This window comes from Streptomyces sp. NPDC038200 (assembly GCF_055600785.1).
Map to the genome: position 1 here is coordinate 82411 of NZ_JBVJYH010000024.1, position 17875 is coordinate 100285.

At 73.4% G+C, this 17875-nt stretch carries 17 protein-coding genes; 5 read left to right on the forward strand and 12 right to left on the reverse strand.

All coding sequences use genetic code 11. From position 1 onward, the window contains the following. Positions 1-65: 65 nt before the first annotated feature. From ACZ7KF_RS35480 to ACZ7KF_RS35510, 7 genes are all read right to left on the reverse strand, one after another. Positions 66-971, reverse strand: coding sequence for a class I SAM-dependent methyltransferase (locus ACZ7KF_RS35480; protein WP_471084639.1), 906 nt, complete (start codon positions 969-971; stop codon positions 66-68). 80 nt (positions 972-1051) lie between these two features. Continuing rightward, positions 1052-2158 carry an NAD(P)-dependent alcohol dehydrogenase gene (locus ACZ7KF_RS35485; protein ID WP_471084781.1) on the reverse strand — a complete coding sequence of 369 codons (1107 nt, stop codon included), beginning with the start codon at positions 2156-2158 and terminating at the stop codon, positions 1052-1054. Positions 2159-2160: 2 nt separating this feature from the next. After that, complete coding sequence (locus tag ACZ7KF_RS35490) at positions 2161-3564, reverse strand: aldehyde dehydrogenase family protein (protein ID WP_471084642.1); 1404 nt, start codon at positions 3562-3564, stop codon at positions 2161-2163. Between the two features lie 8 nt (positions 3565-3572). Further along, a complete protein-coding gene (locus tag ACZ7KF_RS35495; RefSeq protein WP_471084784.1) occupies positions 3573-4328 on the reverse strand; it encodes a (5-formylfuran-3-yl)methyl phosphate synthase in 756 nt (251 codons plus the stop codon). A gap of 288 nt (positions 4329-4616) precedes the next feature. Beyond that, entirely contained in the window at positions 4617-6551 is a 1935-nt protein-coding gene (locus ACZ7KF_RS35500; protein WP_471084645.1) for a trypsin-like serine protease, read from the reverse strand. Between the two features lie 290 nt (positions 6552-6841). Next, on the reverse strand, positions 6842-7369 hold the full coding sequence (locus tag ACZ7KF_RS35505; RefSeq protein ID WP_471084648.1) for a DUF4232 domain-containing protein: 528 nt from the start codon (positions 7367-7369) through the stop codon (positions 6842-6844). 118 nt (positions 7370-7487) lie between these two features. After that, positions 7488-7862: an excisionase gene (locus ACZ7KF_RS35510; RefSeq protein ID WP_471084651.1), complete on the reverse strand. Its 375-nt coding sequence runs from the start codon at positions 7860-7862 to the stop codon at positions 7488-7490. A 68-nt stretch (positions 7863-7930) separates the two neighbouring features. Between ACZ7KF_RS35510 and ACZ7KF_RS35515 the strand changes: the two genes are divergently transcribed. The 4 genes from ACZ7KF_RS35515 to ACZ7KF_RS35530 all read left to right on the forward strand — a co-directional run bounded on the left by ACZ7KF_RS35515 (position 7931) and on the right by ACZ7KF_RS35530 (position 11484). Continuing rightward, on the forward strand, positions 7931-8902 hold the full coding sequence (locus ACZ7KF_RS35515; RefSeq protein ID WP_471084654.1) for a Clp protease N-terminal domain-containing protein: 972 nt from the start codon (positions 7931-7933) through the stop codon (positions 8900-8902). After that, the gene (locus ACZ7KF_RS35520) at positions 8899-10068 is read left to right on the forward strand and encodes an FAD-dependent oxidoreductase (RefSeq protein ID WP_471084657.1); all 1170 of its coding nucleotides are present in this window, start codon (positions 8899-8901) and stop codon (positions 10066-10068) included. Before ACZ7KF_RS35515 ends, ACZ7KF_RS35520 begins: the two co-directional genes overlap by 4 nt. Positions 10069-10257: 189 nt before the next feature. Then, on the forward strand, positions 10258-10767 hold the full coding sequence (locus ACZ7KF_RS35525; protein WP_471084660.1) for a molybdenum cofactor biosysynthesis protein: 510 nt from the start codon (positions 10258-10260) through the stop codon (positions 10765-10767). A gap of 48 nt (positions 10768-10815) precedes the next feature. Next, positions 10816-11484, forward strand: coding sequence for a hypothetical protein (locus ACZ7KF_RS35530; protein WP_471084663.1), 669 nt, complete (start codon positions 10816-10818; stop codon positions 11482-11484). Between the two features lie 19 nt (positions 11485-11503). Here ACZ7KF_RS35530 and ACZ7KF_RS35535 read toward each other — a convergent pair whose 3' ends face one another. Both ACZ7KF_RS35535 and ACZ7KF_RS35540 read right to left on the reverse strand, forming a co-directional pair. Further along, positions 11504-12649, reverse strand: a complete 1146-nt coding sequence (locus tag ACZ7KF_RS35535) for an FUSC family protein (protein WP_471084666.1) — start codon at positions 12647-12649, stop codon at positions 11504-11506. Positions 12650-12772: 123 nt separating this feature from the next. Further along, a complete protein-coding gene (locus tag ACZ7KF_RS35540) occupies positions 12773-13939 on the reverse strand; it encodes an FAD-dependent monooxygenase (RefSeq protein ID WP_471084669.1) in 1167 nt (388 codons plus the stop codon). A gap of 116 nt (positions 13940-14055) precedes the next feature. Here ACZ7KF_RS35540 and ACZ7KF_RS35545 point away from each other — a divergent pair, with 116 nt between their 5' ends. After that, positions 14056-14613 (forward strand): TetR/AcrR family transcriptional regulator, encoded by a 558-nt coding sequence (locus ACZ7KF_RS35545; RefSeq protein WP_471084672.1) that lies wholly within the window; start codon positions 14056-14058, stop codon positions 14611-14613. A gap of 25 nt (positions 14614-14638) precedes the next feature. Here ACZ7KF_RS35545 and ACZ7KF_RS35550 read toward each other — a convergent pair whose 3' ends face one another. The 3 genes from ACZ7KF_RS35550 to ACZ7KF_RS35560 all read right to left on the reverse strand — a co-directional run bounded on the left by ACZ7KF_RS35550 (position 14639) and on the right by ACZ7KF_RS35560 (position 17532). Then, the gene (locus ACZ7KF_RS35550; protein WP_471084787.1) at positions 14639-15811 is read right to left on the reverse strand and encodes an AI-2E family transporter; all 1173 of its coding nucleotides are present in this window, start codon (positions 15809-15811) and stop codon (positions 14639-14641) included. Positions 15812-16463: 652 nt separating this feature from the next. After that, a complete protein-coding gene (locus tag ACZ7KF_RS35555; RefSeq protein ID WP_471084675.1) occupies positions 16464-16955 on the reverse strand; it encodes an ANTAR domain-containing protein in 492 nt (163 codons plus the stop codon). A gap of 142 nt (positions 16956-17097) precedes the next feature. After that, positions 17098-17532 carry a DUF2267 domain-containing protein gene (locus ACZ7KF_RS35560; RefSeq protein ID WP_471084678.1) on the reverse strand — a complete coding sequence of 145 codons (435 nt, stop codon included), beginning with the start codon at positions 17530-17532 and terminating at the stop codon, positions 17098-17100. Positions 17533-17875 lie beyond the last annotated feature (343 nt).

The window sequence follows — 17875 nt, forward strand, 5'->3', positions numbered from 1 at the left end:
CTCGCCCCCAGGGGGTTCGCCGGATGCCGGGCCCTGTGCGGACGTCGCCGTGCGTGCCGCGGACGTCATGCCCGGGGCTTGTGGGCGAACACCCACCGGTTTCCCTCCAGTGCGTCGTTCGGCTCGGGGAGAGGGCCGCGTCCGTGCCGGTGGGTGAAGTCGAAGGGGGTGTGTACCGAGGTGGACCAGCCCTTGGCCATCAGGTCGCCCGCGGAGTCCGGCCGTGGCCCCTTGTCGAAGAGGTGGAGCAGGTCGATGCCGATGTGTTCGCGCGTCGCCGTGTAGATCGCGCTGTCACGGTACTCCAGCAGGTCCTTCTCCAGCTTGGCCTCGTAGGCCAGGGCGCTGCCCTCGGTGGTCAGCCGGTCCACCGTGCCGATGAGGTACGTCTCGGCGGGGCTCGGCAGGTAGAAGAGCAGTCCCTCGGCCAGCCAGGCGCTCGGTGCGGCCGGGTCGAAACCGGCGGTGGTCAGTGCGGTGGCCCAGTCGGCGCGCAGGTCGACCGGAACGGGCACGCGCTCAGCCTTCGGGGTGGCCGACAGGTCCGTCAGCACCTGGTCCTTGAACGCCAGCACGCCCGCCCTGTCGATCTCGAAGACCACGCAGTCGGCCGGCCAGTCCAGCCGGAAGGCGCGGGTGTCCAACCCCGCGCCGAGCAACACCACTTGGCGGGCGCTCGTACGGACCGACCGGAGGAGGAAGTCGTCGAGGACCCTGGTCCGCAGACCGAAGTAGCGGGCGAAGCGTCCCCACAGCGGGTTGCCGTCCCCGTCCGGGACCTGCTGGATGCGCACCGGCCAGTCCGCGCACGGCGGGGCGGCGCGCACGAAGTGTTCCGCGTAGACGTCCTGGGCCAGGCTGTCGTGGCGGTGGGTCTCGATCGCACGTGCCGCGGCGACCAGCAGGGCGGTCAGACCCACGCCTGCGCCCACGCCTTCCCCGTCCGTGTGCGGTGGCGCCGTGCCGGCCATGATTCCTCCGTCTGCGGGGGTGGGGACCGTGAGGTGCCTGCTTGCCGGATGCGGTGAGTCCGCGGTGCCGCATGCCTCGCTCATCGGCTTCTTCCCTCCGGGAGCAGAACGGGTTTGACCACGCGGCCCGCGTCGCAGTCGCGTTCGGCCTCGTTGATGTCGGCCAGCGGGTAGGTGCGGATCAACTGGTCGAAGGGGAAGCGTCCGGCCTGCCACAGCCCGGTCAGCCGGGGTATGAGCAGTCCGGGTACGGCGTCCCCTTCGCAGATGTGGCGGATGCTGCGGCCTCGGTCCAGCGTGCCCGATGCGAGCGGCAGCGTGGTGTGGAGCCGCGCCACCAGGCCGAGGCTGCCGGTGGGGCGCAGTGCGCGGAGCGCGTCGTTGATGAGCGGGGGCGAGGCCGTGGTGTCCAGCGCGTACTGCGCGCCGCCGTCGGTCAGCCGCCGGATCCGCTCGGGCAGTCCGGCCGTTCCCGCGGGCAGCGGGATCGCGCCGAACCGTTCCGCCAGGGCCAGCCGCCGGGGATGCCGGTCGACGGCCACGGTCAGCGCGCCGGCGGCGGTGGCCGCCAGCACCGCGGCCAGGCCCACCGCTCCCGCGCCGAAGACCGCGAAGGTGTCGCCCGGTCCGGCGCCGAAGGTGTTCAGCACGGCTCCGGCGCCGGTGAGGAAGCCGCAGCCGAGCGGCCCGAGCAGTTCGACGGGCAGTGCGGGGTCGACCCGGACGGCGTTGCGGGCCGGGACGAGCGCGTACTCGGCGAACGAGGACTGGCCGAACCACCGGGGGGCCAGCGCTCCCCCGGTGGCGTCGGTGAGCCGCGGTACGTCCTCCTTGCGTCCTCCGAAGAGGTTGAGGGAGGCGAAGGAGTCACAGTAGGCGGGGGCCGCGCCGCGGCAGTTCCGGCAGTGTCCGCAGGAGTCGAAGCTCAGCACGACGTGGTCACCGACGCCGATCGCGATGTCCGGGCCGCCGCCCGTCCGCACCACGACCCCGGCCCCTTCGTGGCCGAGCACCGCCGGCAGCGGGCTGCGGCCGGCCGAGCGCCGGACCGCGAGATCCGTCCGGCACATCCCGCAGCCCGCGATCTCGACCAGGATCTCGCCGTCGGCGGGTTCCGTGCGCAGGGACACCTCCTCGACCGTGAACGGGTCCTCGTACGAGCGCAGTACGGCCGCCTGGAACTTCATCGTCATGCCTCCTGCGGGCGGTGGACGACGAATGGCCGGAGGTTGCCGTAGAGCCCCCACGGTCCGCCCGCGACGCCGACACCGCTGTTCTTGACGCCTGCGAAGGGCTGGGCGAGGGACAGTTCGGCATGGTGGTTGATCCAGGCCGTGCCGCATTCGAGTCGGTCGGCCACCGCCTCGGCCCGGTCGAGATCGGTGCCCCATACGGAGCCGCCCAGTCCGAAGCCGGTGCCGTTGGCCGCGTCGACGGCTTCGTCGACGCTCCGGTACGGCAGCACCGGCAGGACCGGTCCGAACTGTTCCTCGGTCACCACCGGGCTGCCGGGCGGGACATCGGTGAGGATCGTGGGAGCGAAGAAGTAGCCGGGCCCGCGCGGCCGGTGGCCGCCGGAAGCCGCCCGGGCGCCGTCCGCCAGGGCCCGCTTCGTGACCTGCTCGACCCGGGCCAGCTGGGGGGCGTTGTTGACCGGGCCCAGCCGGGTGTCCGGGTCGAGGCCCGCTCCGACGGTGACGGTCTTCGCACGCTCGGCCAGGGCCTCGACGACCTCGGCGTGGAGCCGCACCGGGGCGTAGACGCGTTTGACCGCCATGCAGACCTGTCCGCAGTTGCGGAACGCGGCCCAGAACAGCCGGTCCGCGATCCGGTCCACCTCGACGTCGTCCAGCAGGACGGCGGCGTCGTTGCCGCCCAGTTCCAGGGTGACCCGGGCGAGTGTGGCCGCCGCCGCTCCGGCGACGGCCCGCCCGGTGGGTACCGAGCCGGTGAAGGTGACGTGGCGGATGCCCGGGTGGGAGGCGAGGCGGGCGCCGAGGGGTTCGCGGCCGGTGACGACGGTCAGTACGTCCTCGGGCAGGGCGGTGGCGAGGACGGAGCCGAGCAGTCGGGTGGCCAGGGGAGTGAACGGGGACGGTTTGAGGACCACGGTGTTGCCCGCCGCGAGCGCGGGCGCGAACTTCGCCGCCGCGAGCTGGAGGGGGAAGTTCCATGGCACGATCGCGGCGACGGGGCCGAGGGGGCGCCAGCGGATCTCGCTGTGCACGGGCCGGCCGTCGGTGATCCGCCGGGAAGTGGGGGTCAGGTCGGCGAAGTAGCGCAGGCGGGCCGCGGTACGGGCGATCTCCGCGTAGGACTCTGCCAGGGGCTTGCCCTGTTCCCGGGTGAGCAAGCGGGCGAGGCCGTCACCCGCCCTCTCCACGGCGTCGGCCGCCACGCGCAGCGCGGAGGTGCGGGCGGCGGGGTCGGCACGCCAGCCGTGCCAGGCCCGGTGGGCCCGGTCGACCACGGCGTCCAGTTCGTCGGGCTGCTGGTCGGGGGTCTCGTCGAAGGTCTCCCCGGTGGCCGGGTCGACGACGGCGAAGCGCGCGCCCCGGCGTCCGGGGACGCGGTCGGGCTCGGAGGTCGGCATGCCGGGGGTCAGTTCACGGCGGGGACGGCGGCCGCGTACTCCCGGGCCTGCCGGTCCATCTCCGCCCGGAAGGCGGCCACCAGATGCGGCTGAATCCGTCCGGCATTGCGGTCGCCGCCCTCGCAGACCGCTCCGCGCACGCCCACGATGTCCGTGCCGATGCGGGTCAGCGGACCGAGGTCCGCCTGTGTGACACTGCCCGCGAGGGCGGCGAGCAGGCCGGCCGCGTGGGCCAGCCGGACGAACTCGGCACAGACGTCCGGCGGAACGTGGTCGAACAGCCGTGTCCCGTCCTTGACGGCGGTGTCGAGCATGGCCGCGTCGGCGCCGGAACGGGCGGCGATGTAGGGCACGGCGAGCGGGTTGACGGAGCCGATCCGGTGGGCGTCGGCGTACCCCGAGGCGACGACGAGCGCTTCGGGGCGGTGGTCCTTCACCGCCCGGACGACCGCGCGCATGACCTCGACGCCCTGCTCGGGCGTCGTGCATCCGTAGAGGCCGACCTTGATGTACGTGGCACCCGAGACGACCGCGCCGAGCGCGGCCTGAGCCACCGTGCCGGGCTTGTACGGGACGTCTCCCACGGTGGCGGACACCGGTGTGCCGCCCGGGACGGCGTCGCGGATCTCTCTGATGACCCACGGGAAGTTCGCGCCGAGCGAGCCCTCGTCGGGCTTCTTGACGTCGACGATGTCGAGGTGTTCCGCCGCCTTCGCGCAGTCGAGGGCTTCCTCGACGCTGTCCGGGGAGATGAGAAGTAACACCATGGGCTCCTTCCGCCGCATGTCCGCCCGGCCGAGGCACAGGGGTGCGGATCGCTTGGTCCATGTGCGGTGCGCTCATCATTTCCGCCGCCCGTGGGAACCGGTAGAGCGTGCGGAGTTCACGTGGAGCGCTCGTGCCCGCGCGAAGTGCGCCGCGCGCCCCGGCTTACTGGTCGCGTGCCGGAAGGACCTGGCGGAAACGGGCCGGACACCGGGCCCGGTGGTGCGGTGTGCGCGACCCCCTCGGCACGCTGTGCGTGCCGAGGGGGTCGGGTGTCCGGTCCTGGTTCAGCAGCAGGCGGCGTGGACCAGTGTCCCCTCGCTGCCCAGACGGGCGGCGCGGGTGTCCGAGTACATCGTGGTCTCGCCGTCCGACCAGCGGATGACGAGGTCGTCGGTACGGCCGTTGCCGGTGAACTCGCCGGTCGTCATGACCGTGTCGTGCTTCCAGAGGCCGTTCTTGTCCAGGATGCGCTGTTCGTTGCCCAGGCCCGACGTGCTGGTGTTCACGTAGGTGTCGAGCTCGCCGTCGGCCCAGCGCACCATGAGGTCCCACTTGGCGCTGCCGGAGTACTCGCCGGCGGTGAGCAGGGTGGCGTCCCGCCAGGTGTCGTTCCTGCCCTTCAGCTTGTGCTCCTGGCCGAAGGTGCCGGCGCTGACGTCGGTGTAGAGGGTGACCTCGCCGTCGGTCCAGCGCACGATCAGGTCGGTGACGTACGGGGAGGAGCCGAAGCGGCCCGCCGCGATCTGGGTCGCGTCCTTCCAGAGGTCGTTGGGCTTGATCATCTGGGTCCCGGCCCGGTTCAGGCCCTTGGTGCCGACGTCGCCGTACAGCGTCACCTCACCGTCGGTCCAGCGCACCAGCAGGTCGAACCGGTCGGCTCCGGTGAAGTCGCCCGCGGTGACCGTCACCGCGTGCTTCCAGGTGTCGTTCTTGCCGAGCAGCCGCCGCTCGCCGGTGAAGTGACCCTTGCCGTCACTGTTGTAGAGCGTGGTCTCGCCGTCGCTCCAGATCACGATCATGTCGCTGTGGCCGTTGCCGTTGAAGTCGCCCGAAGCCATCAGCTTGGCGTGCTTCCAGATCGAACCGGCTCCCATGGTGTAGGGCAGGCGCGGCTGCCGATAGGGGCCGTAGTCGGGGTTGCGGCCCTTCTGGGCGTCGGCGTAGAGCTTGAAGAAGCGGTCACCGTACAGCGGGCTGTAGCTGATCTCGTTGTACCGGTGGTCGGTCTGCGGCACGTCCGGGCCGCCTTGCATGAAGCCGCCCACGTTGCCGATGATCGTGCCGGTGTCGCCGGAGGCGTCGAGCTTGGAGAACCACGGCCCGCCGGAGACCCCGCCCCACATGCCCGCGCAGTTGATCTGCATCTGGTAGTAGCCGGACAGCGCGGTCGTGGAGAGGTTGGGGCAGCGGACCGCCTGGTCCTGCGGGTTGTGCGCGATCTTCGGGTAGCCGATGACGGTCACCCTGTTGGCATAGCCGGGCGTACGGGCGAGCGTGTTGGCGCCCACGACGTCCTGGACGTTCTTGCGGCCGTTGGGCTTCAGGCTCGCGAAGGCGTAGTCCAAGTCGGAGTTCTTGCTCTTGTCCGAGGCGTACCGCTTGTCTCGGAACCACTTGTCGACCGCCCAGACGCCGTTCGGCTGCTGGGCCGCGCTCTTGGTGTGGTCGTACTTGGGTACGAACATGGACTTCGCGCCGACACAGTGCCCGGCGGTGAGGATCAGATTGTGCCCCGCGCTGCGCACGACACTGGCCGAACAGCGGTGGCCCTTCAGGCCCGCGCCGGTGCTGAAGATCGTGCCGACGGACTTGATGCCCTGGAAGTGCTGGGCGGTGATGCCGGTGGCGGGCCCCTGCTTCCCGGCCGCCGCCGAGCTCTTCGGCGGTGCGGTGCGGCCCGAGGGGTCGGTGGCCGCGGCCATGCGCTCGGGCGTCCAGAAGCGGATGGCGTCCTGGGCCGTCCAGTCGTCGTCGGCGGTCGGCACCGGCGTGGCGGAGGGGGTGGCGGAGGCCGAGGGCTCGGCCGCGGGACCGGTCGGGAGCGTCGGCGTGGGTCCGGTGCTGTGCGGTGGCACCGACTCGGTGGGCTGGGGCGACGCGCTCGGTGCCGGTCTGCCCGGAGCGGGGGCCGCGGTGCCGGCCTGGGCCGTCGCGGCGTTGCCCAGCAGCACGGCGCTCAGCGCCGCGACAGCTCCGAGACGTATGCGTGTATCGAGCACTTCTGTCTTCTCCTACTGAGGCAGGCCGGACGGCGGCACGAGGGTTCAGAGGCAGGCCACCGCCACGCGACAGGCGGCAAACCGCTGTCGCGGACTCCGACGCGTGATGTTCCGCCGATGGCCTGTGCCGCGCTCACGGCGCGGCACAGCGCACCCGCAGGTGAATTCCCCCGTGCCGCCGTGCGGCGGCTGTCGATCGACCGTGGTCAGCGGTCGCGGCGGCCATGATCGCACGGCCGTCGTACGTGTGCACACGATAATTCACGTGTCGCTCGTCAACGCGCACGCTCTTACCGCAGTTGCGGTGAGCCGAGCTCCATGCCGATGCCACACACCTGCGCTCGCACCGGACGCCCCTTCGCATCCGTCATCTTGACGAGGGAACCGTCCTTGGTGTGCGGGGGCACCACGGTGATGCTGGGGTCGTATTCGGCCGAGACCTCGCAGACGTCACCCGGAGCGGCCGTAGCCTCGTAGAAGAGCGGGAACTCGACGGTGTGACCCGGATTCAGCTCCAGGTGGACCGGCGTCGCCCCCTTCCTGGGTTTCCCTTCGGCCGACGCCCCTTTGCCGACGTACACGTCGATGTCCGGGTAGCCGTCGAAGGCACAGGACTTCGCTCCCTTGTTCTCGGCGCTGAGTGTGGCCGCCGGCGTGTTCTGCTCCTTCCCGGGCAGACGGGTCATCTTCCAGCCCAACTGGGCCGTCCGGCATGCCACGGGGCGAGCGTCGGACGAGCCCTGGTCGGTGCCGCAGGCCGTGGCCCCCAGCAGTACCACCAGGCCGAGAGCGGAGACCGCCAGTGTCCGCCGCGCCATGAGAATCCCCCTGGTGAAGACACCCCTGCGGGACCCGATGCCACCGCTCCTGCCTCACCGCACAGCTAGATGCGGGCAGGGCGGGGGAGGTTCCAGAAGACGCCGGGCACCGCCCTGGTCACCTCCGCGCCGGTCCTTCCCGCTCCAGCGCGGCCAGCCGCAGTTCGAGCTGGTCGACCCGGTGCCGCAGCAGGGCGACTTGGGCTTCCAGGCTGAGTTCGCGTTCCGCCCTGCGTTGAATGCGGGGTGACGCGGCGGCGCGCTCGATCACCGCGTCCAACCGGACCAGGCGCTGCGGACCGTTCGGGCCGTCCACCAACCGGGACCGGATCTCGCCGTTGCGGTACCAGGACCGCAGGGCGGAGCGGGAAACGCCGGTCTCGGCCTCCGCCTTGGCCAGCGTGACCCAGGGCGACTCGTCCAACTGCTCGAACAGCTCCAGCTCGTTCTGCCAGCGCGCGAGCCGGTCCTCCCAGGCCGACGGTGTCTCCATCACACCCTCCTTTCACCACAGTGACCCTGTCAATGACAGTGTATTGACAGGGTTGTGACGATGGAGACATGACTTTCGAACGGTTCACGGTGAAAGCCCGCAAGGCGGTCGTCACGGCTCAGGAGGAGGCGAGGCTGCTCAGGCACCGTCACATCGGCACGGAGCACCTCCTGTTGGGGCTGCTCGACGCGCCGGACAGCACGGCGGCGAAAGTGCTGCACGGGCTCGGCTACGGGAAGGAGACGGCACAGGCCGACATCGCCGCGAGGGTCGAGCCCGGCACGGAGGAGCTGACCGGCCATATCCCGTTCGCGCCGAGCGCGAAGAAGACGTTGGACCTCGCCCTGCGCGAGGCGCAGCAACTGCACCACCAGCACATCGGTACGGAACACATCCTGCTCGCCCTGGTCAGGGAAGGCGAGGGCGTCGGAGCGAAGGTGCTCGCCGAGCGGATCGATCCGATCGGCAAGGTCCGCGCCGCGGTGATGGCCGCATCGGAGGGAGCGCAGGACGTCGCAGCCGGACCCTGGCCGGCCGGCACACCCGCCACCGAGGACACCGTGTCCGCCGCCGGCGCGCTGGCCGGTGGCGCACCGGTCGGCAGCCATCACCTGCTGGAAGCGATGCTGCGGGCCGAGAACAGCATGGCGGCCCGGGTGCTGCGCGAACTCGGGGTCGACGCGGACGCGGTCGCCGCCAAGATCGACGAACTTGATCCGGAGACGACCACGGACGCGAACCCGGAGGAAGCCGCCGCGCGCCAGATGGAGATCCGGCTGGTCGACGATGAGGTGCACCTGATCCTGCGAGACCCGACGACGGTCGCGATCGCCGAGAAGGTCACCGAGCTGTCCGGCGGCCCGATCCGGGGTGTCGGACCGGTCGCCGGCATGTTCGTCCCGCTGTGGCGGTCGACCAACCAACTGCTGCTGCAGATGCGGCGCGTACTGGAACCGGAACCCGAAGCAGGGGACGGACCAGCCGCGAGCAGGGTGGCCGAGGTCGTGCGTACGGTGCTCGCACCCCGGCTCCGCCGGTGAACCGGCCGGCCACGCCCGGGAAGGGCGCCGGCGAGGTGTGCGGCTCGGGGGCGATCGCCGTCGTCGGAGCCGGCTTGGGCGGTCTGGCCCTTGCCCGGGTGCTGCACGTGAACGGCTTGGACGCCGTCGTGTACGAACGCGAACCATCGCGCGACGCGCGCGGTCAGGGCGGCATGCTCGACCTGCACGCCGGGACCGGTCAACGGGCGATGCGCGAGGCCGGCCTGATCGACGAGTTCCGCGCGATCGCCCGTCGGGAAGGCCAGGACCTGCGGCTCCTGGAGCCGGACGGCACTCTGCTGCTCCAGGAGGACACGCCCGAGGACGCCCCGCTCGATCGACCCGAGGTCGACCGTGCCGATCTGCGTAACCTGCTGCTGGATTCGCTGCCGGAGCACGCGGTGCGTTGGGGGCACGCGTTCGAGCACGCCGATGACGGCCTGTTGCACTTCGCCGACGGCAAGACCGCGACGTACGACCTGTTGGTCGGTGCCGACGGCGCGGACTCCCGGGTCCGCGCCCTGCTCACCGACGCCCGACCGGCGCACACCGGCCAGAACGTCGTCGAGCTCGGCATTCCCGACGTCGACCGCACGCATCCCGAGCTCGCGGCGATGGTGGGACGCGGCAACTACTGGGTGCTCGGCAACGGACAGTCCCTGTCGGCGCAGCGCAACGGCGACGGCCGCGTACGCGTCTACCTCAGCTTCCGCACCGCCGAGGACTGGTTGCGGACCAGCGGAATCCCGTTCGGCGACCCGGCCGCCGCCCGGGCGCGGCTGATCGACCTGTTCACCGGGTGGGACTCACGGTTCACCGCGCTGATCGCCGCCTGCGACGACACGGTGCTGCCCCGGTCGATCCGCACGCTCCCGGTCGGCCTGACCTGGCCGTCGAGGCCAGGCGTCACGCTGCTCGGCGACGCCGCGCACCTGATGCCGCCGGTGGGTCAGGGCGCCAACATGGCGCTGCTCGACGGTGCCCTGCTCGGCCTCGCGCTGGCCGCGCACGCGGACGACTTCCCCGCCGCCGTCGAGGAATACGAACGGGAGATGTTCGAACGCACCAGCGCCGCCGGTCGGCAGTCCGCACGCATCCAGGAGGTCCTGATGTCGCCGGACGCCGGCCGGAGAATGCTCGCGTTCTTCCAACCGGACCGCGCGTGACCAGCGGTGAGGGGGGCTCCCGGACGGATGTCCCGGAGCCCGCGCCGGGGCGGACCTGGTGCGCGTCGAGTCCGGCCGGCGCCCCTTCCGGGCTCGGACGACCTCTCCCACCCGCCACCGGGAACCGGCGACGCGGACCGAGGGCATTCCGCGCCACGCTTCAGGCTCGACACGCTTTAGGCTCGACGTGTGCCGCACGTCGACATTCTCCAGCTGCTGGTCTCCCCGGTGCACCGGCTCGCCGGCCGGCCGGGCGACGGTCTGCCCGACCTGCCGCCCGGCGAACTGGTGCCGACGGCCGAGGTGCGCGCGGGCCTCGGCATCGTCGGGGACCGCTACTTCAACCGTCCCGCCCACCGCAACGCCTCGATCACCCTCATGGCGGCCGAGCGGCTGCCCCGGCCGTACCCCGCCGACCTGCTGCGGACCCGGCGCAACATCCTGCTGCGCGGGGTCGACATCGACGCCTACATCGGCGCGACGGTCTTCCTCGACTGCGGCGCCGGCCCGGTGGAGCTGGAGGTCCGCAGCGCCGCCCGGCCCTGCGCCTGGATGGACACCACCCTCGGGCCCGGTGCCCAGCGCGCCCTGCGTGGGGGTGGGGGAGTGCGCTGTCGGCCGCTGACCGACGGCGTCCTCAGCGTGGGTCCCGCCGTGTTCGGCGTGCGCGCATCTGAGCCTTCGGCGCACGGCACATGAGTACGGCGACTCAGGCGCCGCACCCGGGAGGCCCGGAAAGCTGAGCGCATGACAACGCCGACGCCCGCTCCGCTGACGTACCCGCCCCACTCCTGCCCCGGCCAGGCGCCGCAGCCCGCGCCGGCCCGGTCCCGGCGACGGCTGGTGGCCGGGCTCGTCGCGCTGCTGCTCGTCGGGGCGGGTGCGGCGGCGGTCGTCCGGTGGGTGGGCGGCGGCGACGCGGGACCGCTTGCGGTCCGTCCCCGGGTGCACGACAGCCGCGCCGGCCTCTCCTACGCCCTCCCCGAGGGCTGGAAGCACGACGCCGCCGCGGACAAGAAGCTGATCGGCGCGTTCTCCTCGCAGATCAGCGAGTTCTCGGGCGCCGGGGACGACGCCACCGGCGGCACCGTGTTCGCGGGCCCCGTCGGAAAGCCCGTGCCCCGCGCGGAGCTGGCCCGGGCGACGGACTCGGCCGCCCGCTCCAACGCCGAGTTCTTCTTCCCCGACCTGCCCGCCGGCCTGGAGGAGTCGCACGACACCGTCGTGGACGGACAGCCGGCGCACACGACAGCGCTGCGGATCAAGACCGAGCACGGCATCGCACGGCTGCGGCTGACCGTGGTGACGATCCACGGTGAGCGCACCTCGTTCCTGCTCGGGCTCGCCACCGGCGCGGCCGATCCGGCGATCGCGCGGGACGTGGAGGCGGTACTCGGCAGCGCCAGGGTCGGCTGACCGGGGCGCGGGGCTCCGCTCAGGTGCCCGCGGCGAGCAGCTGTCCGGCCAGCCGCTGGGCCTGGGCGAGCAGCGCGCCGTAGGTGGCGACCTCGTCGGGATCGTCCGTCGTGGAGCGGATCAGGTCCCGGCGCAGCTCCGTGAGCGTGCCGCGCAGGTCCGCCACGGCCGCGCGCAGTTCGTCGTCGCACTCGTCGTCGAACCGGCTGTGGCTGTAGAGCCGCAGCGCGTGGGCGGTGCGGCACAGGAACTCCGCGTACCGCCGGGCGAGCGCGGAGTGCGGTCGGGTCGCCGCGCGGTCCTCGGCGGCGGCCTCCACCATCGTGCGGGTCACCTCCGCGGTGTGTACGGCCGCGTAGTCCAGGACCACGAGCGCGTCGTCGTACCCCTGGCCGGGGTGCGGCAGCGCACCGGCACGGCGGCGCGGATTGACGCGCAGGCTCTCCCGGCTCCACTCGACCGCCGAGCGGGCCTGTGCCACCAGCCGTTGCAGCCGCAGGGCGCGCTCGTGCCAGGTGCCGGCCTCGTCGGCGTCCCAGCGTTCTTCGGCCAGTCCGTCGGCCACCGCCCGGAGGATGTCGTGCGCCTCCTCGGTCGCGTCCCGCAGCACGGTGCGGGCGTCGCGCAGATACAGCGGCGGCCGGACCAGCGCGTTGACGGCGATGCCGGTCACCGCTCCGAACAGGGATTCTGCGAGCCGGGCCGTGGAGCCGGCGACGCTGACGGAAGAGCTGGTGAGGACGAACAGGGCGCCGGTCGCGGCGTAGATGCCCTGGCTGCCCAGGCGCCGCCACTGGCCCAGCAGCAGCGCGAGGGGCAGGACCACCGCCACCGCGGCCGTCCGGCTGGGCAGCAGCAGTCCCACCGCGGTGGCCGTGACGGTGCCGGCCGCGATCGCCGCGAGCTGTTGCAGACCGTGTGCGATCGACCGGTACACGGTCGACTCCACCAGCACCACCGCCACCCACGGCGCGACGAACGCGGCCGGCGCCCGCAGCCACCAGCCCGCCACCGCCCAGGCCACCCACGCGGCCAGCGCCGCCTTGACCGCCTGGACGGCCAGATCCCGCTCCCTACCCGGTACCGCGCAGGCCTGGCGTGCCGCGTGCGCCGCGGCCGACAGCTCACGCCGTACTCCCTCCCGGCTCAGTCGTATCTTTCGCACGGCGTCCCGGGTGCCACCACCGGCGGCGATCCATGCCCCCCGGTCGACGGCTCGTGGCGGGAGGCCGGCCGGGCCGAGGGACCCGGGGGGCGCCGAGCCTCGTGCGCGGGTCGGGCGCTCGCCTCAGGGGCGCCGGACCAGGGTGGGGGCCGTCCAGTCCGCGTGCCGTAGGATCGCCCGCGTCGACACCCGGGACGGAGCGATCCGGAGCCCGGTGTTGCGCAGCGCGACGGCCAGCGGATGGGACAGCCCCTGCCCCAGCCGGCCGGCCTGCCGGGCGGCTCGGGCGACCGACTGGGCCCGGGGGCGGCGCTCGGCGTCGTACCGGGCCAGCGCCGCGTCGACCGAGGCTTCCCCGGCGAGCGCGGCGGCCAGCGTGGCCGCGTCCTCCAGGGCCTGGCAGGCGCCCTGGCCGAGATGCGGCGTCATGGCGTGTGCCGCGTCCCCGAGGAGCGCCACCCGTCCCACCGCGAACGACGGAAGGGGCGTGACCAGCTCGTGGATGTCGTGGTGCAGCACGTCCTCGGGACGGGTGGCGGCCAGCAGCGAGGGAACCGGGTCGTGCCAGTCGCGGAAGCGGTGGCGCAGGGTGCCGAGCGGGTCGGCCTGGCGGACACCGGGCGGCGCGGTGAGCACCGCGTGCCACTCGGCACGGCCGTCGGCGAAGGCGATGTGCCCGAACTCCGCCCCCGCGCCCCAGGTCAGCTCGAAGTCGCTGCGCAGCTCCACCGGACACCTGGTGATGGCCCGCAGCACCGTCGAGCCGCCGTACACCGGGCCGGGGTGGTCCGGGAACAGCAGCCCGCGCAGCCGGCTGTGCACGCCGTCCGCCGCGACGACCAGGTCGGCCGCCAGGACGTCCTCCCCGACGGGCACGCCCACCCGGTCCGGGGAGGACAGGTCGAGCGTGTCCACGGCCGCGCCGACGCGCAGGCACCGCGTGGGCAGCGCGGCGCGCAGCAGGCGATGCAGGTCGGCGCGCGGGATGCCGACGACGGGCGAGCCCAGCGCGCGTTCCAGCAGCGTGCCGTCCATCCGTACCAGCCACCGGCCCGCGGGGGTGCGGGTGCCTCCGGTGTACTGCGGTCGAGCCGCCGCCCGGACCGCCGTGCCGATGCCCACGGCGTCCAGCGCGCGGAGCCCGTTGGCGTGCAGGGAGATGCCCGCGCCCGCGTCGGCGAGGACGGCGGCCCGCTCCACCACCCGGACCCGCCAGCCGATCCGGCGCAGCCCCAGCGCCGCCGCCAGCCCGCCGATGCCGCCCCCGACCACCACCGCCGTACCACTCATACCGGCCCCCTCCGCACCCTCGCCCGGTGCTTCTACATCTGTAGAAGTACCGTCGCACCGTACCGTGTCCGTACCGCGTTCCTCTACGGATGTAGAAGGCGGTGTAGAAAGAGGGGGTGGCCTCAGACCGACGTACTCTGCTCGCCGACACGGCGATCGCCGTGCTCGCCGACTCCGGCATGCGGGGGCTGACGCATCGCGCCGTGGACCGGGCGGCCCAGCTGCCGCCGGGCACCACGTCCGCGTACTACCGCACCCGGCAGGCCCTCCTCACCGCCCTGGTCCGGCGTCTGGTGGTCCTCGACCAGGCGGAGCTGGAGGAGACGGCCGCGAGCGTGCCGGTGCCGCGGACCGCCGGGGAACTGACGGCGGGCATCGCAGCGCTGGTCCGATCGCGCCTCACCGGAGAGGCCCGCAGGCGGTCCCTCGCCCGCTACGCCTGTGCCGTCGAGAGCGCCCACCACCCCGCACTGCGCGAGATCCTCGTGCCGCGCGAGAACAAGGGGCGACAGGTGGTGCGCGACTTCCTCGCCGCGCAGGGGGTGGCCGACCCGGAGGGCCGCACGGTGACCCTGCTGACCTGCGTGGACGGGCTGGTCTTCGACCGGCTGGTGCACGGCGGGAGCGTCCGGGAGGAGGAGATCCGCGGGCTCGTCGCCGCCGCGCTGCGCTGAGAGGGGTCCGGGTCGCTCCGGTCCGTCATGGAGGCAGCGCGCGCAGGGCGCGCAGCACCGCCCAGACGACCGAGACCAGCGGCACCGCCACGACGGCGCCGATCACCCCCGCGACGATGCTGCCCGCGATGACCGAGACGGCCACGACGAGCGGATGCAGCCGGACCGCCCAGCTCATCACCAGCGGATGCAGCACATGCCCCTCCAACTGGCCGATCAGCACGATCAGCACCAGCACCGCCGCCGCCGTCAGCGGACCCCGCCCCGCGAGCGCGACGACCGTGGCCACGCCGAGCGCCACCGGCGAGCCCACCAGCGGCACGAACGCGGCGAAGAACTCCAGCAACGTCAGCGGCAGCGCGAGCGGCACCCGCAGCACGGACAGCGCCACGCCCACGAGCACGGCGTTGGTGGCGGCCACGATGATGATGCCGCGGGTGTATCCCGCGAAGGTCCGCCAGGCCGCCCGCCCCGCCCGGTCCCACGCCGTGCGGGCCCGGCTCGGCAGCAGCTGGTCCCGCACCCAGCCCCACAGGCGTTCGCCGGAATGCAGGAAGAAGACCGAGGCGAACAGCGCCAGCGCGCCGCCCGTGACCAGCTCCACCACCCGGCCCAGCTCGTCGACCGCGCTGGTGAGCAGTGACGCCCGGTGCGCGGAGACATACTGCGTCACCTCGCGCTGCAGGCCGGAGAGCGCGTGCGGTCCGAGCCGGAACGGCGGGCGTCGCAGCCACTCCTCGATACGGTGGACACCGCCGCGGAACTCGCCCGTCAGCCGCGCCGATTCGCCCGCCACCGAGCTGACCACCAGCGCGAGCAGGGCCAGCAGCACCAGGAGGCTGCCCACGAGGGCCACCCCCACGCTCAGCGGCCTGGGCAGGAACCGGTCGAGCAGATCGGTCGGCGGACGCAGCACGGACGTCACCACCAGCGCGAGGAACAGCGCGACGGCGATGAGCTGGAAGCTGCCGAGGACGCTGAACACGCCGTAGACGACGATGCCGACGAGGATGAGGCGCCAGGCGTAGGCCGCCGCGACCCGGAGCCACGGCACCGTCCGCTCGGCCGCGGACACGGGAGGCTCCCGGCGGGGCGGACCCGGCAGCCGCACGGTGTACGCCGGCCGGCTGCCCAGCACCGCGCCCCCGGCCCGGCGCCCGCCGCCCCGCCTGGCCGTCCGTCGGCGCGCATCGCCCACCACCGCTGCCGCCTCCTCTCCGCCACTCCGGCTGACGACCGGTCACCTCCACAGCACCGTAAGCACACGGCGTCCGACCAGCGCGCCCAGCGCATCCGCGCGCGGCTTCCCCCGCCGTGCCCGTGGGAGCGCCGTGCCGCACGGGCGCCGGCCACCCGGCACCCCGTCGTCGCCTGTGCCCGCCCGAACTGCTGGTACCGCCCGAGGAGGACCGACCGGCCGACGACGGTCCGGGCGCCGGCAGCGGGGGCGGCGGTCGCGGTGGTCACGGCGGGGGAGAAGCCGCCGCTGCCGGCGGGGACCGTACGGGTGACGGCCGTGCCGGGAGCGGCGCCCACGTCGTCGTACATCCACGGCATCAGGCACCCGAGGCATCAGGTCGGGGCCCGGGTCCCGGCGCGCGTCGTGCCGGCCCGCGGCCGGTCGCGCCTCCCGCTCGACCGCCGCGCTCAGCCGGCGGGCCGCGACGACATCCTGCGATCCCCGCCTCCTGCGATCCCGGCACTCTGTGCTCCCGGCACTCTGCGGTCCCGGCGCCCTGCGGTCGCGACACCCTGCGCTCACTGGACATTCACAACCCGGCGGGGTGGAGCCGCCGGGCCCTGGGCACTCGCCGCGGTGTCCCCGGCAGGGAGGGGGGAACCCCCAGTGATCACCGTCGCGGTTCTGCTGCTGCCGGTCCTCGGCGTGCTGCTGTACGGGCTGGACCGGGTCGAGGACCGCTGGGTGCTGCGGACTCCGACGGCCCGTCGTCCGCGGCACCGCCGGCGGACGCGGACGGGCCGTCGGTGAGCCCCGCCGACGTCCGCCCGCACCGGCGGTAGCGGGCGATCGCCTTCCCCAGCTCGATCCGCTCGGGCTCGGGGAGGGTGCCACCTTGCGCGTAGTCCAGGATGTGCTCGGCGACGGTCCGCAGTTTGACGTTCGTGCGCTGGGAGACGTCGCGCAGCGCACGCCAGGCCTCCTCCGGCGGCGTCTGCCCGAGGGCGACGACGACACCGACGGCTTGGTCGATCACGGCGTGGGAGGTCACGGCGCGCTGGAGATGCCCGTTCTCGTCCTGGAGCCGCTCGTACTCCGACACGAGATCGGTGACCGACAGCAGGACCAGCGGCTGCTGCCGGGACAGGGCGAAGAAGGCCATGGAACACCGTTTCCGGGTGGGGGGTCCGCCACGCCTGCCCCTGTGGGGCGCGCTTGCTCAAGAATTGAACCAGCATCGCGCACCCCGGTCACGCTGTGCCGCCCGGTGCGGCGTACCGCGCCCGTCCGCCCGTGTCCCGTGGTCAGCCGGCCCCCCGGATGTCCTGGTCCGCGCGGCCCACCGGCAGCAGCTCGCGGATGTCCGCCGGCAGCGCCCCCGCCATCCGCTCGGTCAGTTCCGGGGCCAGCGCGGCGTCCAGCACCTCCAGTACGGCGGCGGCGTCCCGCAGGGCCGTGTCCTCGTCGGTGCCGGCCCGGGCGGCGATGCGTCCGGCGAACGCGGTCAGTCCGAACCGCTCACCCGCCGTACCGGAGTCCGCGGCGGCGGCCGTGTCGGCCGCCTCCCGCATGACCGCCGCCATGTCCGGCGGCAGCTGGGCGGCCACGTGCCGGGCCAGCCCGGACGGCAGCCGTTCCGACAGCGTGCACACCACCGCGTGCGCGGCCCGCTCGGCCGTCCCCCGGTCGGGCAGCCGGGCCAGCGACTGCACCTTTCCGATCATCTCGTCGTGCCGCATGAGACCGGTCCCTTCCGCAGGAAGTGCTGACGGTACGCCCGTCCCCCCGGGCGTAGCGGCCCTCACCGAGTACCCCGCTCCCGCTCCGGGTCACGGGCGACGGGGCGGGACCCCGGTGGCGTCGGCCGCCCGTCGCGGGGGCTATCCGCTGAACACGGCCCGCCTGGTCCCCGGCACGGCCACCGCGGCTGGCGTCGGAGCTGTTCCTGGGCGACGGTGTGCTGGACATCGAGCTGAGCGCGGCGGCCGACGACGCATGGCCCGTGCCGGCGTCCGCGCAGCTCGTGCCGGCGTTCGCGCGACTCGTGCCGGCGTTCGCGCGACTCGTGCCGGCTTCGCGCGG